The 20840-nt window shown below is 52.2% G+C and carries 20 protein-coding genes and 1 pseudogene; 3 read left to right on the forward strand and 18 right to left on the reverse strand.

The window, feature by feature from the left end; translation table 11 throughout:
• Positions 1–55 precede the first annotated feature (55 nt).
• Both FS690_RS01585 and dsrB read left to right on the forward strand, forming a co-directional pair.
• Positions 56–214 carry a YqaE/Pmp3 family membrane protein gene (locus tag FS690_RS01585; protein WP_039385165.1) on the forward strand — a complete coding sequence of 53 codons (159 nt, stop codon included), beginning with the start codon at positions 56–58 and terminating at the stop codon, positions 212–214.
• Positions 215–279: 65 nt separating this feature from the next.
• Positions 280–474 carry a protein DsrB gene (gene dsrB / locus FS690_RS01590; protein WP_039385162.1) on the forward strand — a complete coding sequence of 65 codons (195 nt, stop codon included), beginning with the start codon at positions 280–282 and terminating at the stop codon, positions 472–474.
• A gap of 49 nt (positions 475–523) precedes the next feature.
• Here dsrB and FS690_RS01595 read toward each other — a convergent pair whose 3' ends face one another.
• From FS690_RS01595 to fliF, 15 genes are all read right to left on the reverse strand, one after another.
• Positions 524–2230, reverse strand: coding sequence for a methyl-accepting chemotaxis protein (locus tag FS690_RS01595; RefSeq protein WP_108569575.1), 1707 nt, complete (start codon positions 2228–2230; stop codon positions 524–526).
• A 161-nt stretch (positions 2231–2391) separates the two neighbouring features.
• Positions 2392–3027 (reverse strand): transcriptional regulator RcsA, encoded by a 636-nt coding sequence (rcsA, locus tag FS690_RS01600; protein ID WP_039385157.1) that lies wholly within the window; start codon positions 3025–3027, stop codon positions 2392–2394.
• Positions 3028–3655: 628 nt separating this feature from the next.
• Complete coding sequence (gene fliR / locus FS690_RS01605) at positions 3656–4444, reverse strand: flagellar biosynthetic protein FliR (protein WP_071667960.1); 789 nt, start codon at positions 4442–4444, stop codon at positions 3656–3658.
• Entirely contained in the window at positions 4444–4713 is a 270-nt protein-coding gene (gene fliQ, locus FS690_RS01610) for a flagellar biosynthesis protein FliQ (protein WP_039385151.1), read from the reverse strand. The genes fliR and fliQ overlap by 1 nt, the downstream gene beginning before the upstream one ends.
• Positions 4714–4747: 34 nt before the next feature.
• On the reverse strand, positions 4748–5482 hold the full coding sequence (gene fliP, locus FS690_RS01615) for a flagellar type III secretion system pore protein FliP (protein WP_039385989.1): 735 nt from the start codon (positions 5480–5482) through the stop codon (positions 4748–4750).
• A gap of 2 nt (positions 5483–5484) precedes the next feature.
• Entirely contained in the window at positions 5485–5877 is a 393-nt protein-coding gene (gene fliO, locus FS690_RS01620; RefSeq protein ID WP_039385149.1) for a flagellar biosynthetic protein FliO, read from the reverse strand.
• Between the two features lie 2 nt (positions 5878–5879).
• Entirely contained in the window at positions 5880–6290 is a 411-nt protein-coding gene (gene fliN / locus FS690_RS01625; protein ID WP_039385146.1) for a flagellar motor switch protein FliN, read from the reverse strand.
• Complete coding sequence (fliM, locus tag FS690_RS01630) at positions 6283–7290, reverse strand: flagellar motor switch protein FliM (RefSeq protein WP_039385143.1); 1008 nt, start codon at positions 7288–7290, stop codon at positions 6283–6285. The genes fliN and fliM overlap by 8 nt, the downstream gene beginning before the upstream one ends.
• Before the next feature lie 4 nt (positions 7291–7294).
• A complete protein-coding gene (fliL, locus tag FS690_RS01635; RefSeq protein WP_039385141.1) occupies positions 7295–7780 on the reverse strand; it encodes a flagellar basal body-associated protein FliL in 486 nt (161 codons plus the stop codon).
• Between the two features lie 129 nt (positions 7781–7909).
• Positions 7910–9184, reverse strand: coding sequence for a flagellar hook-length control protein FliK (locus FS690_RS01640; protein ID WP_145338984.1), 1275 nt, complete (start codon positions 9182–9184; stop codon positions 7910–7912).
• Positions 9181–9624 carry a flagellar export protein FliJ gene (fliJ, locus tag FS690_RS01645; protein WP_039385135.1) on the reverse strand — a complete coding sequence of 148 codons (444 nt, stop codon included), beginning with the start codon at positions 9622–9624 and terminating at the stop codon, positions 9181–9183. The genes FS690_RS01640 and fliJ overlap by 4 nt, the downstream gene beginning before the upstream one ends.
• A 25-nt stretch (positions 9625–9649) precedes the next feature.
• Complete coding sequence (gene fliI / locus FS690_RS01650) at positions 9650–11005, reverse strand: flagellar protein export ATPase FliI (RefSeq protein ID WP_039385131.1); 1356 nt, start codon at positions 11003–11005, stop codon at positions 9650–9652.
• On the reverse strand, positions 11005–11709 hold the full coding sequence (gene fliH, locus FS690_RS01655; RefSeq protein ID WP_039385128.1) for a flagellar assembly protein FliH: 705 nt from the start codon (positions 11707–11709) through the stop codon (positions 11005–11007). Before fliH ends, fliI begins: the two co-directional genes overlap by 1 nt.
• Positions 11702–12694 (reverse strand): flagellar motor switch protein FliG, encoded by a 993-nt coding sequence (fliG, locus tag FS690_RS01660; RefSeq protein ID WP_104085141.1) that lies wholly within the window; start codon positions 12692–12694, stop codon positions 11702–11704. The genes fliH and fliG overlap by 8 nt, the downstream gene beginning before the upstream one ends.
• On the reverse strand, positions 12691–14403 hold the full coding sequence (fliF, locus tag FS690_RS01665; RefSeq protein ID WP_094111330.1) for a flagellar basal-body MS-ring/collar protein FliF: 1713 nt from the start codon (positions 14401–14403) through the stop codon (positions 12691–12693). The genes fliG and fliF overlap by 4 nt, the downstream gene beginning before the upstream one ends.
• Positions 14404–14740: 337 nt before the next feature.
• Between fliF and fliE the strand changes: the two genes are divergently transcribed.
• Positions 14741–15052: a flagellar hook-basal body complex protein FliE gene (gene fliE / locus FS690_RS01670; protein WP_039385118.1), complete on the forward strand. Its 312-nt coding sequence runs from the start codon at positions 14741–14743 to the stop codon at positions 15050–15052.
• A gap of 128 nt (positions 15053–15180) precedes the next feature.
• Here fliE and FS690_RS18625 read toward each other — a convergent pair.
• The 3 genes and pseudogenes from FS690_RS18625 to FS690_RS01690 form a co-directional block, all read right to left on the reverse strand.
• Positions 15181–15327 (reverse strand): annotated as a pseudogene (locus tag FS690_RS18625) (integrase); the annotation flags it as partial.
• A gap of 1199 nt (positions 15328–16526) precedes the next feature.
• Complete coding sequence (locus FS690_RS01685; RefSeq protein ID WP_145338985.1) at positions 16527–16754, reverse strand: hypothetical protein; 228 nt, start codon at positions 16752–16754, stop codon at positions 16527–16529.
• An 813-nt stretch (positions 16755–17567) separates the two neighbouring features.
• Entirely contained in the window at positions 17568–19028 is a 1461-nt protein-coding gene (locus tag FS690_RS01690; RefSeq protein ID WP_145338986.1) for a glucosyltransferase domain-containing protein, read from the reverse strand.
• Positions 19029–20840: the final 1812 nt, after the last annotated feature.

Below are 20840 nucleotides of genomic sequence, written 5' to 3' on the forward strand. Positions count from 1 at the left end.
CCAGAAGCAGCTATGCTTAACGCTGTTTGATTATTATTGATAACAAGGAGTTAGTATGGATTTGCTGCGCATTATTATCGCTATTTTGCTGCCACCGCTGGGCGTATTCATGCAGGTAGGTTTTGGCGGAGCGTTCTGGCTGAACATTCTGCTGACGCTGTGTGGCTATATTCCCGGCATCGTCCACGCTGTCTGGGTTATCGCCCGTCGCTGATCGCGATCACTATTTCGCCGCCTGTTTACGGTACACTGGCGCAAAACAGTCGCTGAGAGGTCGCAATGCAGGCAGGTGAACGCGTAACGGTGAAAACAGACGGCGGCCCGCGCCGCGCAGGTAAACTGCTGGCGGTGGAGCCGTTTAACGAAGGGACCATGTATCTGGTGGCGCTGGAGGATTATCCGCTGGGCATCTGGTTTTTTAACGAAAGCGACCACGCCGAAGGCGTATTTGTTGAGCCTGAAAGCACCGGCTGAGCAAACCAAACCGCGCGCCCCGTCTGACGATTCAGCGGGGCGCGTGCTGTCAGAAGGTCTCCCAGTTATCGCTGCCTGATACCGCCAGTGCCGGACGCACCGTGCGCTGAGCCGCTGGCGCCGCGTTGACCGGCGCCGCAACTTTCGTTGTGGCGTAAGCGCTGTCGCTGAGGCGGAATGCCGCCACCGCCTGCGTCAGTTTACCCGCCTGATCTTCCAGCGAGGCCGCTGCAGAAGAGGCTTCTTCAACCAGCGAGGCGTTTTGCTGCGTCACGTTATCCATCTCCGTCACCGCCAGGCTGACCTGCTGGATACCGCGGCTCTGCTCATCTGAGGCTGCGGCGATCTCTGCCATAATATCGGTAACGCGCCGTACGGCTTCAACGATGTCACTCATGGTGGTTCCCGCTTCGCCCACCTGATGCGATCCGTCACCAATCAGCGCGACCGACTCGGCAATCAGCGTTTCGATCTCTTTCGCCGCCTGAGCGCTGCGCTGTGCCAGGCTGCGTACTTCGCTGGCGACAACGGCGAAACCGCGGCCCTGTTCTCCCGCCCGGGCAGCTTCTACCGCAGCGTTCAGCGCCAGAATATTTGTCTGAAAAGCGATGCTGTTAATCACGTTGGTGATTTCAGCAATTTTTTTCGAGCTGCCGGAGATGTTGTTCATGGTTTTCACTACGCCGCTGACCAGATCGCCACCATTGCGCGCTTTGTCAGAGGCGTCAGCCGCCAGCTGACTGGCGTGATGGGCATTTTCCGCATTCTGCTTCACCGTCGCGGTGAGCTGCTCCATACTGGCCGCGGTCTGTTCCAGTGCTGATGCCTGCTGCTCGGTGCGGGAAGAGAGGTCGGTGTTCCCGGCGGAGATTTCGCTGGTTCCCTGATAAATAGCCTCCGCCCCTTCGCGCACGCTGCCCACGGTGCGTACCAGCGCCGCCTGCATCAGCTGCAGATTATGCAACAGCATGCCGATTTCGTTACGCCCGCACGGCACATCGGCGGCGGTCAAATCACCCCGGGCAATTCGCTCAATGCGGACGACCGACTGGCGCAGAGGATTAATAATGATCCGCCGCAGAAAAATAAAGGTCAGCCCGACCAGCACTAATGCAGCCGCAAACGCCGCTGCCATGGCGATAAAGCCGAGGCGCGCCTGGTGCGCTGCCCCGGCGTTAATCGCCTCGGCCCGCTCGGTACGGATTTTAATGGCCTTCAGCAGCAGCGCGTTATAGGCGTCATCCAGTTTACGGGTGACATCGGTCTCCTGTGCCACAATGCCTTCGAAGCTACCCTGACGCGCTGACTCAATCATCGGCTTCACGCCTTTATCGATATATTGATTGAAGCTGGCGGTCAGCGGCGCATCCAGGGCCAGATCGGCGGGCGTTTTAACATCGCGCGCCATATAAAGCGTAAATCCTTCACGCGCCTGTTTAATGCGCGTTTCTGTCCGCGCCAGATCGGCGCGATAGCTATCCATCTCGCCAATACGCGTCGCCGCGCCCGCCTGCAGTATATTAAGGCGGGCAGTGCGCAGATGGTTAGAGCTGTTGGAAATGCCCATGCGCACCTGAATCTCTTCGGTGGCATCGTTCAGCGAATTATTACTCTGAATGAGAAAATAGCTGGCGAGACCAATACACAGGGCAAAAAGCAGCAGGATGCCGCCGAATATTACGCTGAATAGCGGCATCAGGCGCAGGTTTTGCCAGAGGCTGAGCTTATTATCTACATCGATCGATGCTGTTTTCATTTCCTTGCTCTCATAGTGGTAAGGGTTCTGAAAGCAAACATCGGCAGGGCAGGGGAAAGGCTTAGGTGAGAATATGGGATCGCGATCGCAAAAGCGTTAAAAAACAACAGGGCTGGTCATCAGACCAGCCCTGTGGCAGCATAAATTATGTAGCAGACAGCTTATCGCACGTTAACATAAATGCCGGAGGTTACATTATCTGTCAGACGTACTACATGATAGATAACCTGTTTATTATGCGTTTTGATTTTACGCTTAATATTGCCTTTATGTGACGAAACGGTTTTAGCCTTAATCTGCATTTTGTCTGAAATCTGAATGGTGTCATGGCCTGACATCCACATTTTCAGCATATTTGATTCGGTCTGGCTCAGCGTCAGTGGATGAATGTCCATCCCGGCGGAAATACGCGGTGACGCATTGAGTTTCTTTTGCAGGTAAGTACCCAGCAGTGAATCCAGAGTCGATGTCTTAATCGATTTTGATGTAATAATCAGGTTCTTACGAACGTAGAGATATTCCTCAAAATGGATATTTGAGATCGCCATAAAGATAAAGAAAAGAGTATCCGGGTGCTGTGTGATAATAGCACGAATGCGATCGCTGGAATCGGCTTCGTGAATAAAGCAATCTTCGTTAATAAATACTACGCCAGGTTTTAATTGCTCGCATTTTTGTTGTAGCTGTTCGATATCCGTGGCTGCAGTAATGTTTTTCTTTTTAACTCCTTTTGCCGACATATAGTCCGACAGTCCCAGGCGTGTGTAGTTACATGAATCCATAATAATCGTTGGCATTATAGCGACCCTCACCAATTTGTTATCCGTTTAAATCAACGATGAATACGCGTTTGCGGTACGAGAGAAATTTTCAAAGACACTTTTTTATTCTGCTTTGCAGTCTGGCAAATTATATCCCTGCGCCATCATGACTCTTCCCTGACCCGTTCTGCGAAGTTTTTTGTGTTCCATCCACGTCATTCTTTCCCCGGCGATAGCGGGAATCACCAGGAATTTGCTTTAAGTATACCTTCCGCCCTGTTTTTGAGAGCTGTGTCACTATCGCGCATGTTACAGGCAATTCTGATAGGACAAATCTTAAAAACATTTGTTTCGCGAAAGTGTGACGCTTCAGCGAGTGTTGACAATGCCGGAAAAAGGGAAATTAGACAAGAAAAATCGCTTTTAAATTTTTTTTGTTTAAAAACATACCCTTGAGCATTTTGCCAACCGATCCGTCAGGGAAACCACCTTAAGAATCGTCTGACTAAAATACTCCACGGGCCGTTTAATAAGAATGTTTTTCACAATAAATATCGATTTATCAGATTTTCCTCAGTTGATTTCTGAAAAAAATGGTTTGAAAAGTATACGGAATGATTTTTATTGCTTAACTATCACTTCAGAATGGTAACAGTATCGTTAACTAACGTGCAGGGGAAAGTTCTGAGACAAATCGGGCGAGTAAATCAAAGACTTCGCTGAACAGATGTTCGCAGAATGGGGCAAGAAGCGGCATCAGCATACCCATAGAGAGGATGCCGACCGTTAAGGTCACAGGAAAGCCGATAGCGAAAACCGACAGTTGAGGTGAAACACGGTTTAACAAACCCAGTGCCAGGTTTAGCGTGAGGAGCAAAATGATTAAGGGCAGCGCTAACATCATGCCATTAAGGAAAATTAGCCCGGCGCCTTTGACCAGTCCCATAAAGGCATCAGCACTCAGCGGCTCTGCACTGACGGGCAAGGTCTGAAAACTGTCTGCCAGCAGCGAGATCAGCCACAGATGTCCGTTAAAGGTCAGAAACAGCAGCATCGCCAGCATATCGAGAAAACGCGCCAGCAGCGGCATGTTAACCCGCGTGTTCGGGTCCAGCAGCGTAGCGAAAGATAATCCCATCTGTAAACCAATGATTTCACCCGCCAGCTTTACGGCTGAAAACGCCAGTTGCATGGTCAGACCGATACCGGCACCAATCAGCAGCTGCTGGATCAGCATCCAGAAACCGGCAGGTGAGAACAGGGTAACGTCCACCGGTGGCAACAGCGGCAGCAAAATCCAGGTGATCACAAACGCAAGCGCCACCTTTACCCGCTTGGGTATATTGCGCTCGTTCAGCACCGGCGCGCTGGCAAACAGCGCCAGCAGGCGCGCCATCGGCCAGAAAAACTGCGCCACCCAGTGGATAAGCTGACTGCTGTCGAGGGTAACCATCAGCCAATGATATAAGGCAGGTTGCTGAACAGAGTGCGAATGTAATCCAGCATCAGATTCAGCATCCAGGGTCCTGCGATTACGCCGGTAGCCGCCACCGCCAGAATCTTGGGAATAAAAGAGAGCGTCTGTTCGTTAATCTGCGTTGCCGCCTGCAGAATACTGATGATAAGCCCGCTTACCATCGCGACCAGCAGTAGCGGAGCCGCCATCATCAGCGCGACGCGCATCGCCTCCTGGCCCATTACCATTACCGATTCGGGGGTCATACTGTGCTCCTGTCAGGGAAAGATTAATGAAGGGTCAGGAATAAAAGCTTTGGGCCAGCGACCCCACCAGCAGCTGCCAGCCGTCGACCAGCACAAACAGCATCAGTTTAAACGGCAGCGCAATCGTCGCCGGCGGTACCATCATCATACCTAATGCCATCAGTACACTGGCGACCACCAGGTCGATAATCAGAAAAGGGATAAAGACCGTAAAGCCAATCTGGAATGCGGTTTTCAGCTCGCTGGTCACGTACGCCGGCAGCAGAATACGCATCGGTACCGCTTCCGGGCCGTCGATAGGCGCGGTATTGGCCAGGCGGGCAAACAGGGCCAGATCGGCTTCGCGCGTCTGGCGCAGCATAAACTCACGCAGCGGCTGGGCACCTTTATCCAGCGCCACTTCCATACTGATTTTGTCCTGACTGAAGGGAAGGTAGGCATCCGCGTAGATTTTATCGAACGTGGGCGCCATGATGAAAAAGGTCAGGAACAGCGCCAGGCCGAGCATCACCTGATTAGGCGGGGCCGAAGGGGTACCCAGCGCGTTACGCAGCAGGCCAAATACAATAATGATGCGTGTAAAGCTGGTCATCATCAGCAGTACGGCCGGTATAAAGGTCAGCGAGGTGATAAACACCAGCGTCTGTACCGGCAGCGACCAGCTCTGCCCGCCATTAGCCAGCGGCTGGCTGACCAGACCAGGCAACTGCGCGTGCGCAGCCGGTGCCAGCAGCATCAGCAGCGGCAGCAGAGAGAGTAATCGACGCATCATTAAGGTTTTCCGGGACGTTTAACCAGGTTGTGGAGGATCTGACGAAAATCCTGCGGTACAGGCTGAGCCTGCGGGTGTTCTTCAGGCGGCAGCGGCGGCAGCGAGTGCAGATGGGTGATCTGCTGCGCTGTTACCCCCAGCACCAGGCGCGCATCGGCGGTTTCAACGATCACCACCCGCTCCTGACGCCCGACCTGTACGCTGGCGCTGACTTTCAGCGCCTGTGCATTAACTGTTTTTGGCGCAAAGCCCATGCGCTTCGCCAGCCAGCCGCAGGCCAGAATCAGCAGAACAATCACCGCCAGCATAGTGCCGACCTGACTCACTACGGAGCCGGTGGAGACCACCGGCTGCGCGTGCGCTGGCTGCAGGGTTTGTGCGCTGTTTTGCATGATCAGCGGCTCAGACGACGCATGCGTTCAGAAGGGGTAATGATATCGGTGATACGCACGCCATATTTATCATTCACGACCACGACTTCACCCTGCGCAATCAGATAGCCGTTGATCAGAATATCCAGCGGTTCACCGGCGAGACCATCCAGCGACACCACAGAACCCTGCGTCAGACGCAGCAGCTCTTTGATTGTCATTTTGGTACGGCCCAGTTCAACGGTGAGTTTGACCGGGATATCCATGATCAGATCGATATCCTGCATGGCACCGCTGGCGCCAGCACTCTCAAACGCTTTAAACACGTTTTCACTGGCGGCCGGTGCGCTGCCGCTGCTGGTCTGCTCGTTCATTGCTTCAGCCCACAGATCGTCCGCGGAGATATCGTCGGACGGGTTTTTGCTGTCACTCATTGGGCTGTTCCTCATTCAGCGAATTCAAAATCGGGTTAATCAGATGTTCAACGCGCAGCGCATACTGGCCATTCAGCATGCCGTACTGGCTGGTCAGCACCGGAACGCCATCCACATGGGCAATGATGCGATCCGGCTTTTCAATTGGCAGTACATCGCCGGGTTTAAGCTGCAAAATGCGCGACAGGCGCATTGAGGTTTCGGCAAAATGTGCAATCAGCTCCAGCTCAGAGTGCTGCACCTGCTTCACCAGATTGTCGCGCCAGTGCGTATCCTCCTGGCGGGAGTTCTCCAGCGGTGGATTGACCAGCAGCTCGCGCAGCGGCTCAATCATGGAAAACGGAATACAGATGTTAAACTCACCGACCAGGTTGCCAATCTCCACCTGAAAAGGGGTGTTAACGACAATATCGTTAGGTGAGGTGGTGATGTTGGTAAACTTCACCTGCATCTCTGAACGGACATACTCCACTTCCAGCGGGTAGATCGCTTTCCACGCGTCGCTGTAGCCATCCAGCGCCAGCTTCAGCATGCGGCGGATCACGCGCTGTTCAGTATGGGTAAACTCGCGCCCCTCAACTTTGGTCGGAAAGCGCCCGTCGCCACCAAACAGGTTATCCACGGCGATAAACACCAGGCTTGGCGAGAACACGACCAGCGCCGTGCCGCGCAGCGGCTGCAGATGGATCAGGTTCAGGTTGGTTGGCACCGGCAGATTGCGGGCAAACTCGTGGTAGGGCTGAATTTTTATCGCCCCTACGCTGATATCCGGGCTGCGGCGCAGCAGGTTAAACAGCGCCATACGAAAATGGCGCGCAAAACGTTCATTGATGATCTCCAGCGCCTGCAGCCGCTCACGTACCACACGACGCTGGGTATTGGGGTCGTAAGGGCGAATGTCGCCATCGCTCCCGGTGGAAATTTTCTCTACTTCCGCGCTGTCACTGTCGCCGTTAAGCAGCGCGTCAATTTCAGCCTGGGAGAGAATGCTATCGCCCATTAAATCACCTCAAAATGAAGGCGGTAAACAGCACATCACTGACCACCTGTGCAGGTTGTCCGGTTACCAGCGGCGGCGCCATCACCTGTTTAATCTGTCCGACCAGGGCCTGTTTGCCCTGTTCGGTTGCCAGCTGCGCCGCGTTCTGACGCGACAGCAGCAGCAGCAGACGGCTGCGCACTTCCGGCAGGTAATCGTTCAACCGGCGACGGGTATCCTCATCCGGCAGACGCAGGGTAAAGCCTACGTACAGCACGCGATCGGGATCGTTGTCAGGATTGACCAGGTTAACCGTAAACGTATCCATTGCAAAAAAGACGGGGGCGGGCGGTGGCTCAACTTTCGCGGCTTCCGGTTTGTCACCCTCGTGTTTATTCATCATTCGCCAGACTGCATAGCCTGCTACGCTGCAAGCGGCCAGCGTTACAATCAGTAACACCGGAATCAGTAATGAACGTTTGCGGCCTTTTGCTTTCGCGTTATCAGACATGTTTGCAGTACTTCCTGTGAATTATGGGCAAGCCTCTCGGCTTGCCTGAACAGATTATCCCGCGTCTTAAGTCAAACAATGGGAAGAAAAGACGCGGGTTTTACGCTTACCTTCAGCGTTTAGCTGCTGTCAGGCAAAAATATCGACGCCACCGCTGCCGGCGGCGCGCGCCTGCAGGGCCGCCGGAACGGCCACAGGCGTTATCTCACTGTCACTCTCCAGCGCCTGAGTAAAGCGGCCATACTGACCATCGCGCTGATTCTCCTGTTGTCCGGCGTGCTGCTGCTGGCTCTGGGCAAATGCGTCGCTGCTCACCTGGCTCTGGCCCAGGTTGATGCCGCTCTCCGCCAGGGCACTGCGCAACTGCGGCAGGGCAGCTTCCAGCGCCGCCCTGACATGGCTGTGGCCTGAGACCAGCGTCAGCTGCGCCTGGTCCTTATCCATGGTGAGGCTGATCTGCAGCGCGCCTAAATCCTCCGGATGCAGCCGCAGTTCAGCGTTCTGCTGCCCGTTGCGGCTGAACATCACAATCTGCTGCCCCAGCGCCTGCTGCCACTCCTGACTGCCAAGCTGCGCATTCAGCATCGGCGTTGACGGGGTGCCCTGCAGGCTGGCGCTGGCGGTATTAACCGGCGCGCTGCTGCTGAACATAGCGCTGAGATGGGCTGCTGGCTGTTCCTGCCCGGCTGACAGCGCCTGCCGCTCATCGCTTTTACTGAGTCCCCCCAGCATCTGCCGGAAACTCTCATCCAGCGTCAGTGCAGCGCTGCTGGCGGGCGCCGTGCTGCCGTGGCTGCCGGCGGCCAGGCCATCAGCGCGCGTGGTAAGCGCTGACGTATCCTGACTGCGGATGTGTGGTGTCGCCGTCTCCGCCTGCTCAGTAGCCGGTTCGGTGCCCGTCAGCAGCGCACCGCTCAGCGCCGCGTTCAACGGCGTGCCTGCGGCTGCATCAGTTGCTGCCTGTGGCGGCGTGGCCGAAGCCAGCAGCGGCCGGTTTTCCACCATCGCCGGCAGCATGGCAAACAGCGCCTGCACATTCTGTAAGTCGCTGGCGCTTAACGGCGTTACGGCATGTTCATCACTATCATCGGCGGATTTAAGCCCGGCTTTAGATCCCGCCGGCTGGAAAAGTGCATTTAAAGCGTCTGGTTTGTCCAGTGCCTGCAGCAGGTTACTCAGTGACGCTTTATCGTCATTACCGGCAACGTCGCCTGCGTCACGGGTTTCACCCGGCTGCAGTTTTCCCTGCTGTTTAGCCAGCGCCAGCAGCTGATTTCCCAGCTCGGTGATAAAGTGGGACGGCAGGCCGTCACCCGTTGCCTGGCTCTCTGGCGCTGCATCAGTTGCGGCAGCTGTTTTAGCGACTTTTGCAGTATGCGTAAGCAGGGCTTGCAGCGTAGTCATTCGCTTTTCCTCAGTGCGGCCCGTTGGGCAAATTCATCCATTCGTTTCTGATCGAGACGGTTTTCCTGACGCAATGCACTCTCCTCAGCGCGGGTAATCAGCATCTGATAGGCATTGAGTTTCTTGTGCTTTTCCCGCCAGCTGCCCAGCGCCTGTTCAGTACGCTGATCCCACTGGCTCAGCTGCTGGCGATGCTGGTCAATCGCTTTTTCCAGCGTCTGGATAAACTGGTGATAGTTACTCCAGCGCATGCTGGTAATACCGCCGGACATATCCTGATTGAGCTTGTTGCGATACTCATCCAGATAGTCCAGCAGCATGCTGAGCTGCTCATTGGCCTGCTGCTGGCCGCGCCGCATGTTGCCCAGATGGAGCACAGCGTCATCCAGATCCTGTTCGGCCAGGTCGCGCAGGGTGTCAATTGCACTGGCGGTTTTCATCGGCTAGCCTCGTCTGATAACCACGTTAACCAAACAGCGTCTGCAGGTGCAGGCAGGCGTCATCGTATTCACTGCGTTCAAAAATTCCCTGATGCAGAAACGCTTCCATCTGCGGATAGAGCGTAATGGCCCGATCCAGCATCGGATCGCTGCCGGCGGCATAGGCGCCGACGCTCACCAGATCGCGGTTACGCTGATAGCTCGACAGCAGCTGCTTAAACTGCCGCACCCGGGCGTAATGCGTTTCATCAATCAGCGACGTCATTACGCGACTGATTGACGCTTCGATATCGATTGCCGGGTAGTGGCCCGCTTCCGCCAGCCGGCGCGACAGAACGATGTGGCCGTCCAGAATGGCGCGCGCGGAGTCAGCGATCGGATCCTGCTGGTCGTCACCCTCGGTCAGTACGGTGTAAAACGCCGTGATTGAACCGCCGCCGTCGATGCCGTTACCCGCCCGTTCCACCAGCGCCGGCAGCTTGGCGAATACGGAAGGGGGATAGCCTTTGGTTGCCGGTGGCTCACCAATGGCCAGCGCAATTTCACGCTGCGCCATCGCATAGCGCGTCAGCGAGTCCATGATCAGCAGCACGTGCTGACCGCGATCGCGGAAATCTTCCGCAATGCGCGTGGCGTAGGCGGCACCCTGCATGCGCAGCAGCGGAGAGACATCGGCCGGCGCGGCGATCACCACCGAGCGGGCGCGGCCTTCGGCACCCAGAATGTTTTCGATAAACTCTTTAACTTCGCGGCCGCGCTCGCCAATCAGGCCAACCACAATGACATCGGCTTTGGTATAGCGCGCCATCATGCCGAGCAGCACCGATTTGCCCACGCCGGAACCGGCAAACAGGCCCATACGCTGACCGCGTCCCACCGTCAGCAGGGCGTTAATGGCACGCACCCCGGTGTCGAGCACGTCATGAATAGGCGTGCGCTGCAGCGGGTTAAAGTGCGGGGTGATCAGCGGTGCGCGATAGCCGGTTTCCGGTGCGGGCAGTCCATCCAGCGGCTTGCCGCTGCCGTCCAGCACGCGACCCAGCAGCTCCGGTCCCAGCAGCAGCTGTTTGCCGCTGTGATCGCCGTTCATTCGCGCATAGACGCGAGCGCCGGGTAAAATGCCGTCAACTTCTTCCAGCGGCATCAGAAACAGCTTTTGTCCGTTAAAACCCACCACTTCACTCTCTACTTCAGTGATATGGCCATTATCATGGCGTTCGATAATGCAGGTTGCGCCCAGCGGCAGCTGCAGCCCGGTCGCTTCCAGCACCAGGCCGGTGGCCCGCGTCAGGCGCCCATAGCGCCGTACGGACTGCACCTGGCTAATACGCTGTTCAAAAGAGTCGAGTGCGCCAAGCCAGCGCGACAGGCGAGACGTCATCAGAGTGCTCCCGGTGCCGCCAGGCGGCACAGCTCCTGCCAGCGGGTGGCCACGCTGGCGTCGAGATCACCATCCTCAGCGCTGAGCTTGCAGCCGCCGGGGTGCAGCGTGCTGTCAGCCAGCAGCCGCCAGCCATGCAGATCCAGCGTGGGGCCGAGCGTCTGCTCCACGCGCTGCAGATCGTCCGGATGCACGCGCAGCTGCGGTTTGCCGCTGAACATCGGCTCCTGCTGGATCAGCTGCTGGATTTGCCGCAGCAGGGCGCTGCCATCCACCTGCGTCGCCTGACCGATAACGGTACGGGCGGCCTCCAGCGCCAGCTGCATCAGCCGTGAGGCGATGACGCTATCCAGCGCTTCCAGCGTATGGTGGAACTCCGTCACCAGCTGCTGCATGCGCGCCTGCAGCGGCGCCTGCTGCTGCTGTGCGTCAGCCAGACCCTGCTGAAAGCCGGCGTCGTAGCCATTCTGCTGCGCTTCCGCAAATCCTTTCTGATAGCCTTCGCTGTAGCCCTGCGTCTGCGCATCTTTGCGCATCTGCTGCTGCATCCGCTCCAGCTGCTGCCGCTGCTCATCCTCTTCGCTGAACGCCACGGCGTCAGCGTCATGTTCAGCAGGCGGCAGGTCGGGCACGCTGCTCAGCGGCGCAGCCAGATCGTCAGGCAGCCAGCGCTGCCACGGGCGGGCAGAAAATGCATCAGACATAGGTTTCCTCGCCGCCACCGATGACCATTTCGCCCGCTTCTGCCAGACGGCGCACTACCAGCAGAATCGCTTTCTGTTCGTTCTCTACCGCAGACATACGTACCGGACCGCGGTTGGCCAGGTCGTCGCGCAGAATATCGGCTGCACGCGCAGACATGTTCTTGAGGAACTTCTCGCGCAGCGGCTGCTCGGAACCTTTCAGCGCAATCAGCAGCTGCTCGGACTCCACTTCCTGCAGCAGACGCTGGATGCTGCGGTCGTCCACTTCCACCAGGTTCTCGAACAGGAACATCTCGTCGATGATTTTCTGCGCCAGCTCGCCGTCGAAGTCGCGTACGGCTTCGATGACCGCCTCTTCCTGCTGCGTTTTCATCAGGTTGATAATCTCGGCCGCGGTTCTCACGCCGCCCATCTTCGCGCGCTTGAGGTTGGTGCCATCCAGCAGGCTGTTCAGCACTTCGGTCAGCTCCGCCAGCGCCGCTGGCTGAACGCCGCCAAAGGTGGCGATACGCAGCATCACATCGTGACGCAGGCGTTCATCAAACAGCGCCAGAATATCGGCCGCCTGACCACGCTTCAGGTGCACCAGGATAGTGGCGATAATCTGCGGATGTTCGTCGCGGATAAGATCGGCGGCCGCCTGCGGCTCCATAAAGTTGAGCGTCTCCATACCGCTGGTGGTTTCGCGCGTTTCCAGAATATCTTCCAGCAGGCTGGAGGCACGCTCCTCGCCCAGCGCTTTGACCAGTACCGAGCGCAGGTAATCGTTGGAGTTCAGGCTCAGCGCCGCAAACTGCTCAGCGTCGGCCTCGAATTCGCGCAGGACTTCCGTCAGCTGCTTGTGCGATATCTGCTTCATATTGGCCATCGCCGCGCTGAGGTGCTGCACTTCGCGCTGGTTCAGGTGTTTGAACACTTCAGCTGCGCGCTCTTCACCGATAGTCATCATCAGGATGGCGCTTTTTTCTGTACCGGTCAGACTCATAGTTCGTTACTCATCCATTCACGGATAACCAGCGCCACGACGCGCGGATCGTTTTCAGACATATCGCGGATGCGCTGGCTCATCACTTCGGCACTCATGCGGTTAGAAGACTTCCGCTCCTGATCCAGCTCATCTTTATTAATCTGCACGCTGTAAGCGGCTTGCTCTTCCTGCGCAGCGGCGCGGGCGGCAACGGCTTCTGCAGCGGCCTGTTCCGCTTCGCGTTTGCGCAGCAGCTGCGGACGCACCAGCTTGCGGTAGAGGATGAATGCGACCAGCGCCACCAGCAGCCAGCGACCGGCACTCATTAGCTGATCGAAGAACGACTGCTGCTGCCAGAACGGCAGGTCGCCACCCGCAGGCTCGGTGGTATTGAAGACCGAGTTCACCACATTGATGCTGTCGCCGCGCGTCTGTGAATAGCCCATCGCTTCGCGGGTTAAATCTTCAATCTGTTTGATCTGCTGATCGTTCAGCGCGACCGCTTTGCCTTTACCGTCATCGCGGTAGTTCACGACCACGGCGACCGACAGACGCTGCACGTCGCCAACGTTGAGTTTGGTGTGGCGGATTGAGCGATCGAGCTCATAGTTCACCGTATCATTACGGCTGGAGCTGCTCGGGCCACTGCTCTGGCCAGCGGTGCTGGTAGTGGTACCGGCATTCTGCGCCGCATTGTTCTGGGCATTAGCCGCATTCTGCTGCGGTGGATTCGTCACCGGTGCGTTGTTAGCGGGCGCCGGCTGATTAGAGAGCGCACCAGGCACGCCACCCGGATAGGCGCTGCCGTTCTGATCGCTGGTGCTGGTCTGACGCGAGCGCACCGCCGAGTTGTCTGGATTGGCGTTTGGCTGATACTTCTCATCCGTCTGTTCGCTGCGGTCGAAGTTAATCTGCGCGGTAACCTGTGCATGCACGTTACCCTGGCCAACAATCGGGTTCAGGATCGCTTCAATACGCTGCTGATAACGCGCTTCAACTTCAGCGGCATATTTCAGCTGGGCGTCGTTGAGATCGCGTCCTTCGCTGTCGGAGCGGGTCAGCAGGCGACCGGTCTGATCGACCACGGTGACGTTGCCTGGCGGCAGGCCCGCCACGCTGCTGGAGACCATATGCTGAATCGCCTGGATCTGACCTTCATCAAGTGCCCGGCCAGGCTGCAGCGTCAGCGTCACTGAAGCCGACGGCGCTTTCTGTTCGCGGACGAAGAGGGTAGGTTTCGGCATCGCCAGATGCACGCGCACGCCCTTGACCGGACCCAGCGTTTCGATAGTGCGTGCCAGCTCACCTTCCAGCGCACGCTGGTAGTTGATCTGCTCGCTGAACTGGCTGATACCGAACTTCTCTTTATCCATCAGCTCAAAGCCTACCGAGCCGCCTTTCGGCAGACCCTGCTGCGCGAGGCGCAGGCGCAGTTCATGCACTTTATCGGCCGGCACCATCAGGGCACCGCCGTTTTCGGCGAACTGGTAGGGGATGTTCATCTGCGTCAGCTGGGTGACAATGGCGCCACCATCTTCATCAGAGAGGTTGTTATAGAGCACGCGGTAGTCGGGCGCTTTGGCCCAGAGCACCAGCGCCAGCACGACCGCAATGGCTGCGGCCGCGGCGATGATTAAGGGAATTCGCGGATTAGCGCGCAGGCGGGCGAAAAGGTCTGACATGCCTTTCTTTGCTGATTCCTGTGTAGCGGCTGCACTCGCATTCATGACCGATTCCTGCCTGACATAATTGACCGGGTAAGTTGTGGTAACAAAACAGACTCCCTGATACGTCTACCCGGTATTTGCGCTGCTGGCCTGCAGAGTGCCGGCGGTAGCTGACGGAGTGAGCTCCCCGCACGGGCGTTCCCCTTCGGACCGCGGCGCAAAAACTTTAGGGTAAAAATGAAATTCCAATCTTATGGCAGGCATTATTGATGAATTGCATCACTTCGATGGCTGAATAAGCCGGGGTTTTAGGGGCTATTTAGCGCCTTTGTCCTATTGACACTATGCTAACTTTGCAGTCGAAAAAAAATCTTCCTTTTCTCTGCGAGGTATAAAGATGTCAATTCAGGCTATAGATGGCGTACTGCAGCAGCTGCAGATGACCTCACTGCAGGCGGCCGGCAAGGATACTCACTCCTCCAGCCAACTCGATTTTGGTGCCACCATGAAAGCGGCACTCGATAAGATCAGCGAAACCCAGACCACCGCCCGCGCGCAGGCGCAGGATTTTGAGCTCGGTAAACCTGGCGTGCAGCTCAACGACGTCATGGTCGATCTGCAGAAGTCCTCTATCTCTATGCAGATGGGCATTCAGGTACGCAACAAGCTGGTGAGCGCGTACAGCGATATTATGAATATGCAGGTTTAGGTAGGTTAACTATATGATGTAAATATAGTTATTGGTCAGATAGCTTTAATGTGGGACAGTGATGGGACAAAATCATTCAGTTTTTCGTTCAGAAGACTCCTTTGGGCCTCATCATTTTCTTTTATTCAGGAACCGTACACCTGATAAACCATCTGTGCGTTAGCGTGTCCCATCTGACTGGCGATAAAGTTGGGGTTTGCCCTTGCAGAAAGTGACCAGCAGGCGTATGTGTGTCTGGACTGATCTGGCTTACGGTAAGTTAAGCCTGCACGCTTACCGGAGCACCTCGATGCACTCTAATTGCACCAGTGGCCGGCGCCCACGCAGCCGAGCCTTTATCTGCTCGCAGGCTTCAATGGTTGGATAGATGCTGCCGTCAGGCTACAGCAGTATGTTGAACGTACTGGCAGATCAGCAAACGTCCTGAAAGACTTTGATTCAGGAACCTCCGGCATAACGCAAAACGCTTTAAATGCGGTAGCCAACTCAACAGTAGGCACAGTGGTTGACGGCGCAGGTGGCGAGGTTTTGGGCACAATGGCAGGCGCTGTTGCTGTCGCAGGCCTTAAGAGCGCGGTGGCAAAGATATCCTTCATAAGAAGCGGCGGTATGCGATCAAAAAGGCAATTAATGAAACTACCAAAGCGGCACGGTCCGGATATGGCCAGGCGGCAAGAGAAGCTGCAGAACGGCGCCTCCTGGCAGACAGGAAAGCAGTGGCAGCAACCAAGGACGCAGTAGGTATTGAGGATTTTAACCCTAATGTCTGCCGGTGTAGTAGCAACCTTAAGCGGGGGAAAATCTCAATAAATGGACTAAGGGGGTAAATCAGGGCTTCTTATAACTTTTGGTCAGTTTTAGAATTTCAGTCCATACAATGATGCATATTATCGCTGCGCATAGAAACACTATTCCCCTCATACCACCATCGGTTCCATCGCTCGTGAAATGGCCAAGCAGAAGCATCATCGCACAAAAGATTACTGCTTTGATTATTGAAATGAGGTTTTCTTTCATAAATGTCTCCAGTCTGTGCCAACTATCAATTGAGCCTTATTAAATGCCTATGACGGACAGATGAGTCCTGAGTAGAAAACAAATTCAGCCTCGGCAAATGCCGGGGGTCATGCCGTTTACGCAGGGCAACCAATTCTCAAGCCTACCACTGAAGGCAACTTCAGCATGGCGATTTATGATGCCTATGGCGCGTTAAAGTCTATTTGGATAACATGCCGAAATAAGACTCGGATGTTCTGCTAGGAATGTTTTCAGGCTCTGATGGTGCAGGAATTATCGATTACGGCGAGAGGAGTGTTGAAAACTCTTTCTACCACATTTCTGAAGAATTCTATACAAACAATGCAGACTCAGCTCTGGCTGCAAGTTTGGCGGCATTAGCAAGGATGGGTGCAGCACGTGGATGAAAGGGGTAAATCGCTTACTGCAAGGCAAATGTGCTCCAGAACGTGATTGCTCAAAACGATGGCGCCATAAATAGCTCTGTGCCAGTTAGCGCGTTAACTACCAGCAATGGCGCAGCAATCACCGTGAGCAAGATCAATACATATTTCCCCATTACAGCAGTCAGGGCCTTGGCTGCTGAGGGCGTAACAGTCAGCCAAATAACTGCTGATGGCTCTGTTCTTTCTAATACGCCTGCAGCTTTTGCGATAAGCCCAACATCGAAAGATTTTAATGTCAAATGGGGCTTCCCTAAGCAGCTACACTGATAATATTGAACTTACAGGGGAAAACAGGGCTGTTATAAACAGAATTAAAGCCGAGAAAATGTGGTTTTACACATCTTTGGATGCGGGTGGATATGTTTTTACTGCAAGGTGTGGTTGATAGCATAATTAAAAATCTGCAGTTTATTGCAGGCATATAAATATCATCAAAGGAGCGTAAAGGCAGGCGTGGTGTTTACCATTCCGTGCTTTATGGAACGGGAGATATAAATGATATATTCAAAGTTAATATTACAGGGTGCATGTATAATACCAAAGGCTCACCAAGTACGAAAAATAATCGGCATAATAATATGACTGCATGTTAAAATATTATTTTTATAATGTTCGTATCTCAGGTATACCTGAGGGTGGGGATATATCATAAAAATAATATAAAATGCTGAGGTAGGAAAAAAAACTTGGTAGCTCCCCAGTGTATGAGATAGCGTTTCATGACTCAGTGCCAGGGAATAATGTTAAAAGCAGTATTATAGCTGATACAATAATATCTGTGCAATCAGTATCAGGTGTATCTACTGACAACGGTAACGGCCTTTGTGTCGGTAGGAACCACTAATACTAGGGTTTCATTTAACAGCCATGTCACACAAGCAGCTTTTGATTCAGCGGTGTTTATGCCATCAAAGCCATCGACGCTATCTATTCCGATTGTTACATTGAGAAGTAATAAGCAGTTGATTATAGAGCTCTGCTCTATAAGTGGCAGGGTATCATTAATACCCCTCCAGCTGTAATTAACACGCTCATTACTTTAAACAGATAGATTATATCTCTCCAATCAAAACAGAAAATCCTTTGTATGACTTGCATATGGATATTAAGTTATCATGGAAGACGAAATTATCAGCTGAGCAATTATTTGTTTCTCTTATTGCTATGTCAAGGTTTGGTGTAGGCGAATTTATATTGTACTGCCTCATTAAGCTGTACTTAAACCTTGTGTTTGCATAAGCAGAAACCGACATTTCGCTAACGATTGGGAGAGAATCAAATTTTCTTGAAACCATGAGTGGAGTGCCGGGCTTTCCTGATATGAACAGGTTATCACCACTCTTATAGCCATAGTCATATAATTTGTTTGCTATTCTCTCAGCAACAAATCTGTCGTACCTTTGGACATCACCCATTGCGTTAGATACTATTGAGGAAAGAGAAAATGAAGCAACTAAGAAAGGTATGACTATCAAATACGACTTGCAGTTGCACCTGTCTGATATAAATAATAATAGTAAAGGAACAAAACAGAAAGAAAGGAAAACTCTAGAGGATAGGGTTGGATGCTTCAAAAAAGATAGAAAGCCAAAGCTAAATAAAAATACAAGTACAATGCCTATAAAAAATGCAGCTTTTACTGAGAAATTTTCTGTGGGAAGTCTAAACGAACAATAAATTGATGAAAAAATAATTGCGTATACTGATAAGGCTATAAGGCTACCAGTAATGGTGAATATCGCTTTAGATAATTCATATATATTTGAAAATATGGATTTAAATACATTTGCGCCTAAACCAACCACTTCCCCAGAAAGTTTCGTGTAATCTGATATTTCAAGGTATTTGTATATTAATATGCTATATATTGCGTAGGAGATTACTACGACAGCCATAGAAGGAAAAATGATAGTATCTTTTAATCTAAAAGTTCCATTTTGAAGAACTTTAGACAAAGAAATAACTGTTGCTAATGCAATTATTACATTAATTGCAGCTTGATATAGGCACAGCATTATAATAGCTGAGGTTACTGCAAGAAAAAAATTTCGTTTGGTATTATAATTGACAAGTATTACTGACATTACAGCAAAAATAAATGCCATAGACATAACAAGAGAGTCGAACCTGAAAGATATATTTCCTATCCAGTAAGGATTTACAACAGGACATATCATCATCAATGTCATAATTCCTTTGCTTCTGATTTTAAGCATTTTGCAGATTATGTAACCTGAAGAAACCATTAAAATTGACGATAAATATAGGTTGAATGGGAAAGTATCTTTTAGAACGCCATCACCAAAAAAGTTGCTTAAAGACAGGGAAAGAAGGGCCATTACAATTGATGAGACGGGTCTTCCATTTCCCTCCCACCCGGTGTTTCCAGTGTCAACCCGAATCCAGTCATCTACAAAATCTATATTGTGGATGGAAAACGGCATAACAAATGCCATTGCTATTGCTAACGCTATGACAATAGGCCACCGATCATTTTTTATTTCATTCATCATTGTTATCCAAACAGGAAATGCATGTCCACATGCACAAGGGGGAGGTAAAGGAGCTGATAATACCTTCTGATGCTAGATTACACAGCTTCAAGTCATTAAAGTTTGATGTTCCGGCCATGGGCGCAGCACGTGAGTATTCAATTACATCCACGTGACCGTCTACCAATGACAGGATGTTTTTCATGAACAGGTTTCGTTCCAGAAGGAACTTGATGTGCTCAACTGTTCAAGAGACATTAGCAGAAATCTGACAGCATTCTCTTCAGGGGTAGGTGAGCGAGAAAAAAATTTGAGCATAAGGTCCAGCTTAAGTTATGAACTTACCCGATCTTATACAAAGTGAAATATATGGCAATAGCTGTCTAAGGAGTATTTAGTGAAAACATTACTGCTGGCTAAGTGTGTTATACCGGCACTGTGATGCCTCAAGGTTACAAGGCAATGTACAAACTACTTTTCGTGGCAAACATTGATTTTTTTCCTTTAGCTCGTACGCAGAGACTGTGTCTCCATATCTTATAGCGTTGTGCTTTGATCAAAAATTAGCGATTTAAATGAAGAAGCCAGTAAGGCTGCAAAGATATTTTCCCGGCGGCTTGAGTGAGAGCGGCATGCTTGCAAGGTACGGGATGATAGTTATATGAGTCTCTTAGCCCAGAAACACAGCCGTGCATCTATCATGACTAAGAATTAATTTTGGCAAAAGCTCTGCAACGGGGCAATCCTGTACCGCGCCGATCTGAGCAGACTACGGGATGGACATCTAAACAGTAATCATTCACGTCGGCTGCAGCAAATAAATATTCATACCAGCCAACAATTTAGTAAATGAAGAAACGCTTCCTGGCGGATTGACGGTGTGCAGGTCTCCTATGTGCATCCCACCACGAACAACAAAACATGTATCAATTACCGCATTCTAACGGCGCTATCACACAGCAGAGGTCAGAGAAGCCGAACAAGATGGAAATTGTCGGGTTCCGCAATGAGTTTTAGGCACGTGAGCGCGCGCTGCGTGAGACAAAGTGCCTGATGTACTGCCGCGCCCAAATGAATACCAAAGTATTTGAGGACGACAGTATTCAGGTGGGTATTGTTATCCAGACGTCTGATATCTAGCAACAAAGTGTAGATTTAGCCGGATCAATACAAAAATAGATTCTATACATCGGGAAATATAAAAGCCATTAGCAGCATAACTGTCATTTATGAAGCTAGAACATCTGGCAAAAGTTACTTTGCTTGCGAAGCTATTGAGTTAAACCATGTAGTTGGCAATTTATGGTTGATATCCCAGCGGATGCCGCCTTTTTTATAGTAAGAGTGGAAGTAACTAATATTTTAATTTCTGGCACCCTTAATTTATTTTCTGGTTAAATATATTTTTTAATAAATTTTGAAGGCGGGTGTGAAATTTCTTAAAAGTAATTAAAACGGCAAAGAAAATTCTTATCTTCATTGGTGCTTTTATTGACTTGACGATATGTTCCCTAATCGTGTCAAAAATAGTTATTAACTAAAGGATGGTTGCAATTCCAGATAATAACCCTTTTGATTTCGTGGGTGCCAATTTGAAAAATCCATTTCATTTAAAAGATACATCACTCGTTCAGCTGTTAATAGTACAAGTGCTAAATAGGCAGGTATGGCGCTTGCTATAATTGTATCGCGCTATAACAAAGCAGCTATCATTGGTTTTTATTCTCTGCCTGGAGGGTTATCAATTAGCTCTATCAACAGGTGACTATCTATTAATATCAACCTGTAGATTTTAAAAAAACATGGCGTAAGTAACGCCATGTTTTTGGTTTT

The sequence above is a fragment of the Pantoea sp. PSNIH1 genome, from assembly GCF_007680655.1.
Taxonomy (GTDB): Bacteria; Pseudomonadota; Gammaproteobacteria; order Enterobacterales; family Enterobacteriaceae; genus Pantoea; species Pantoea eucrina.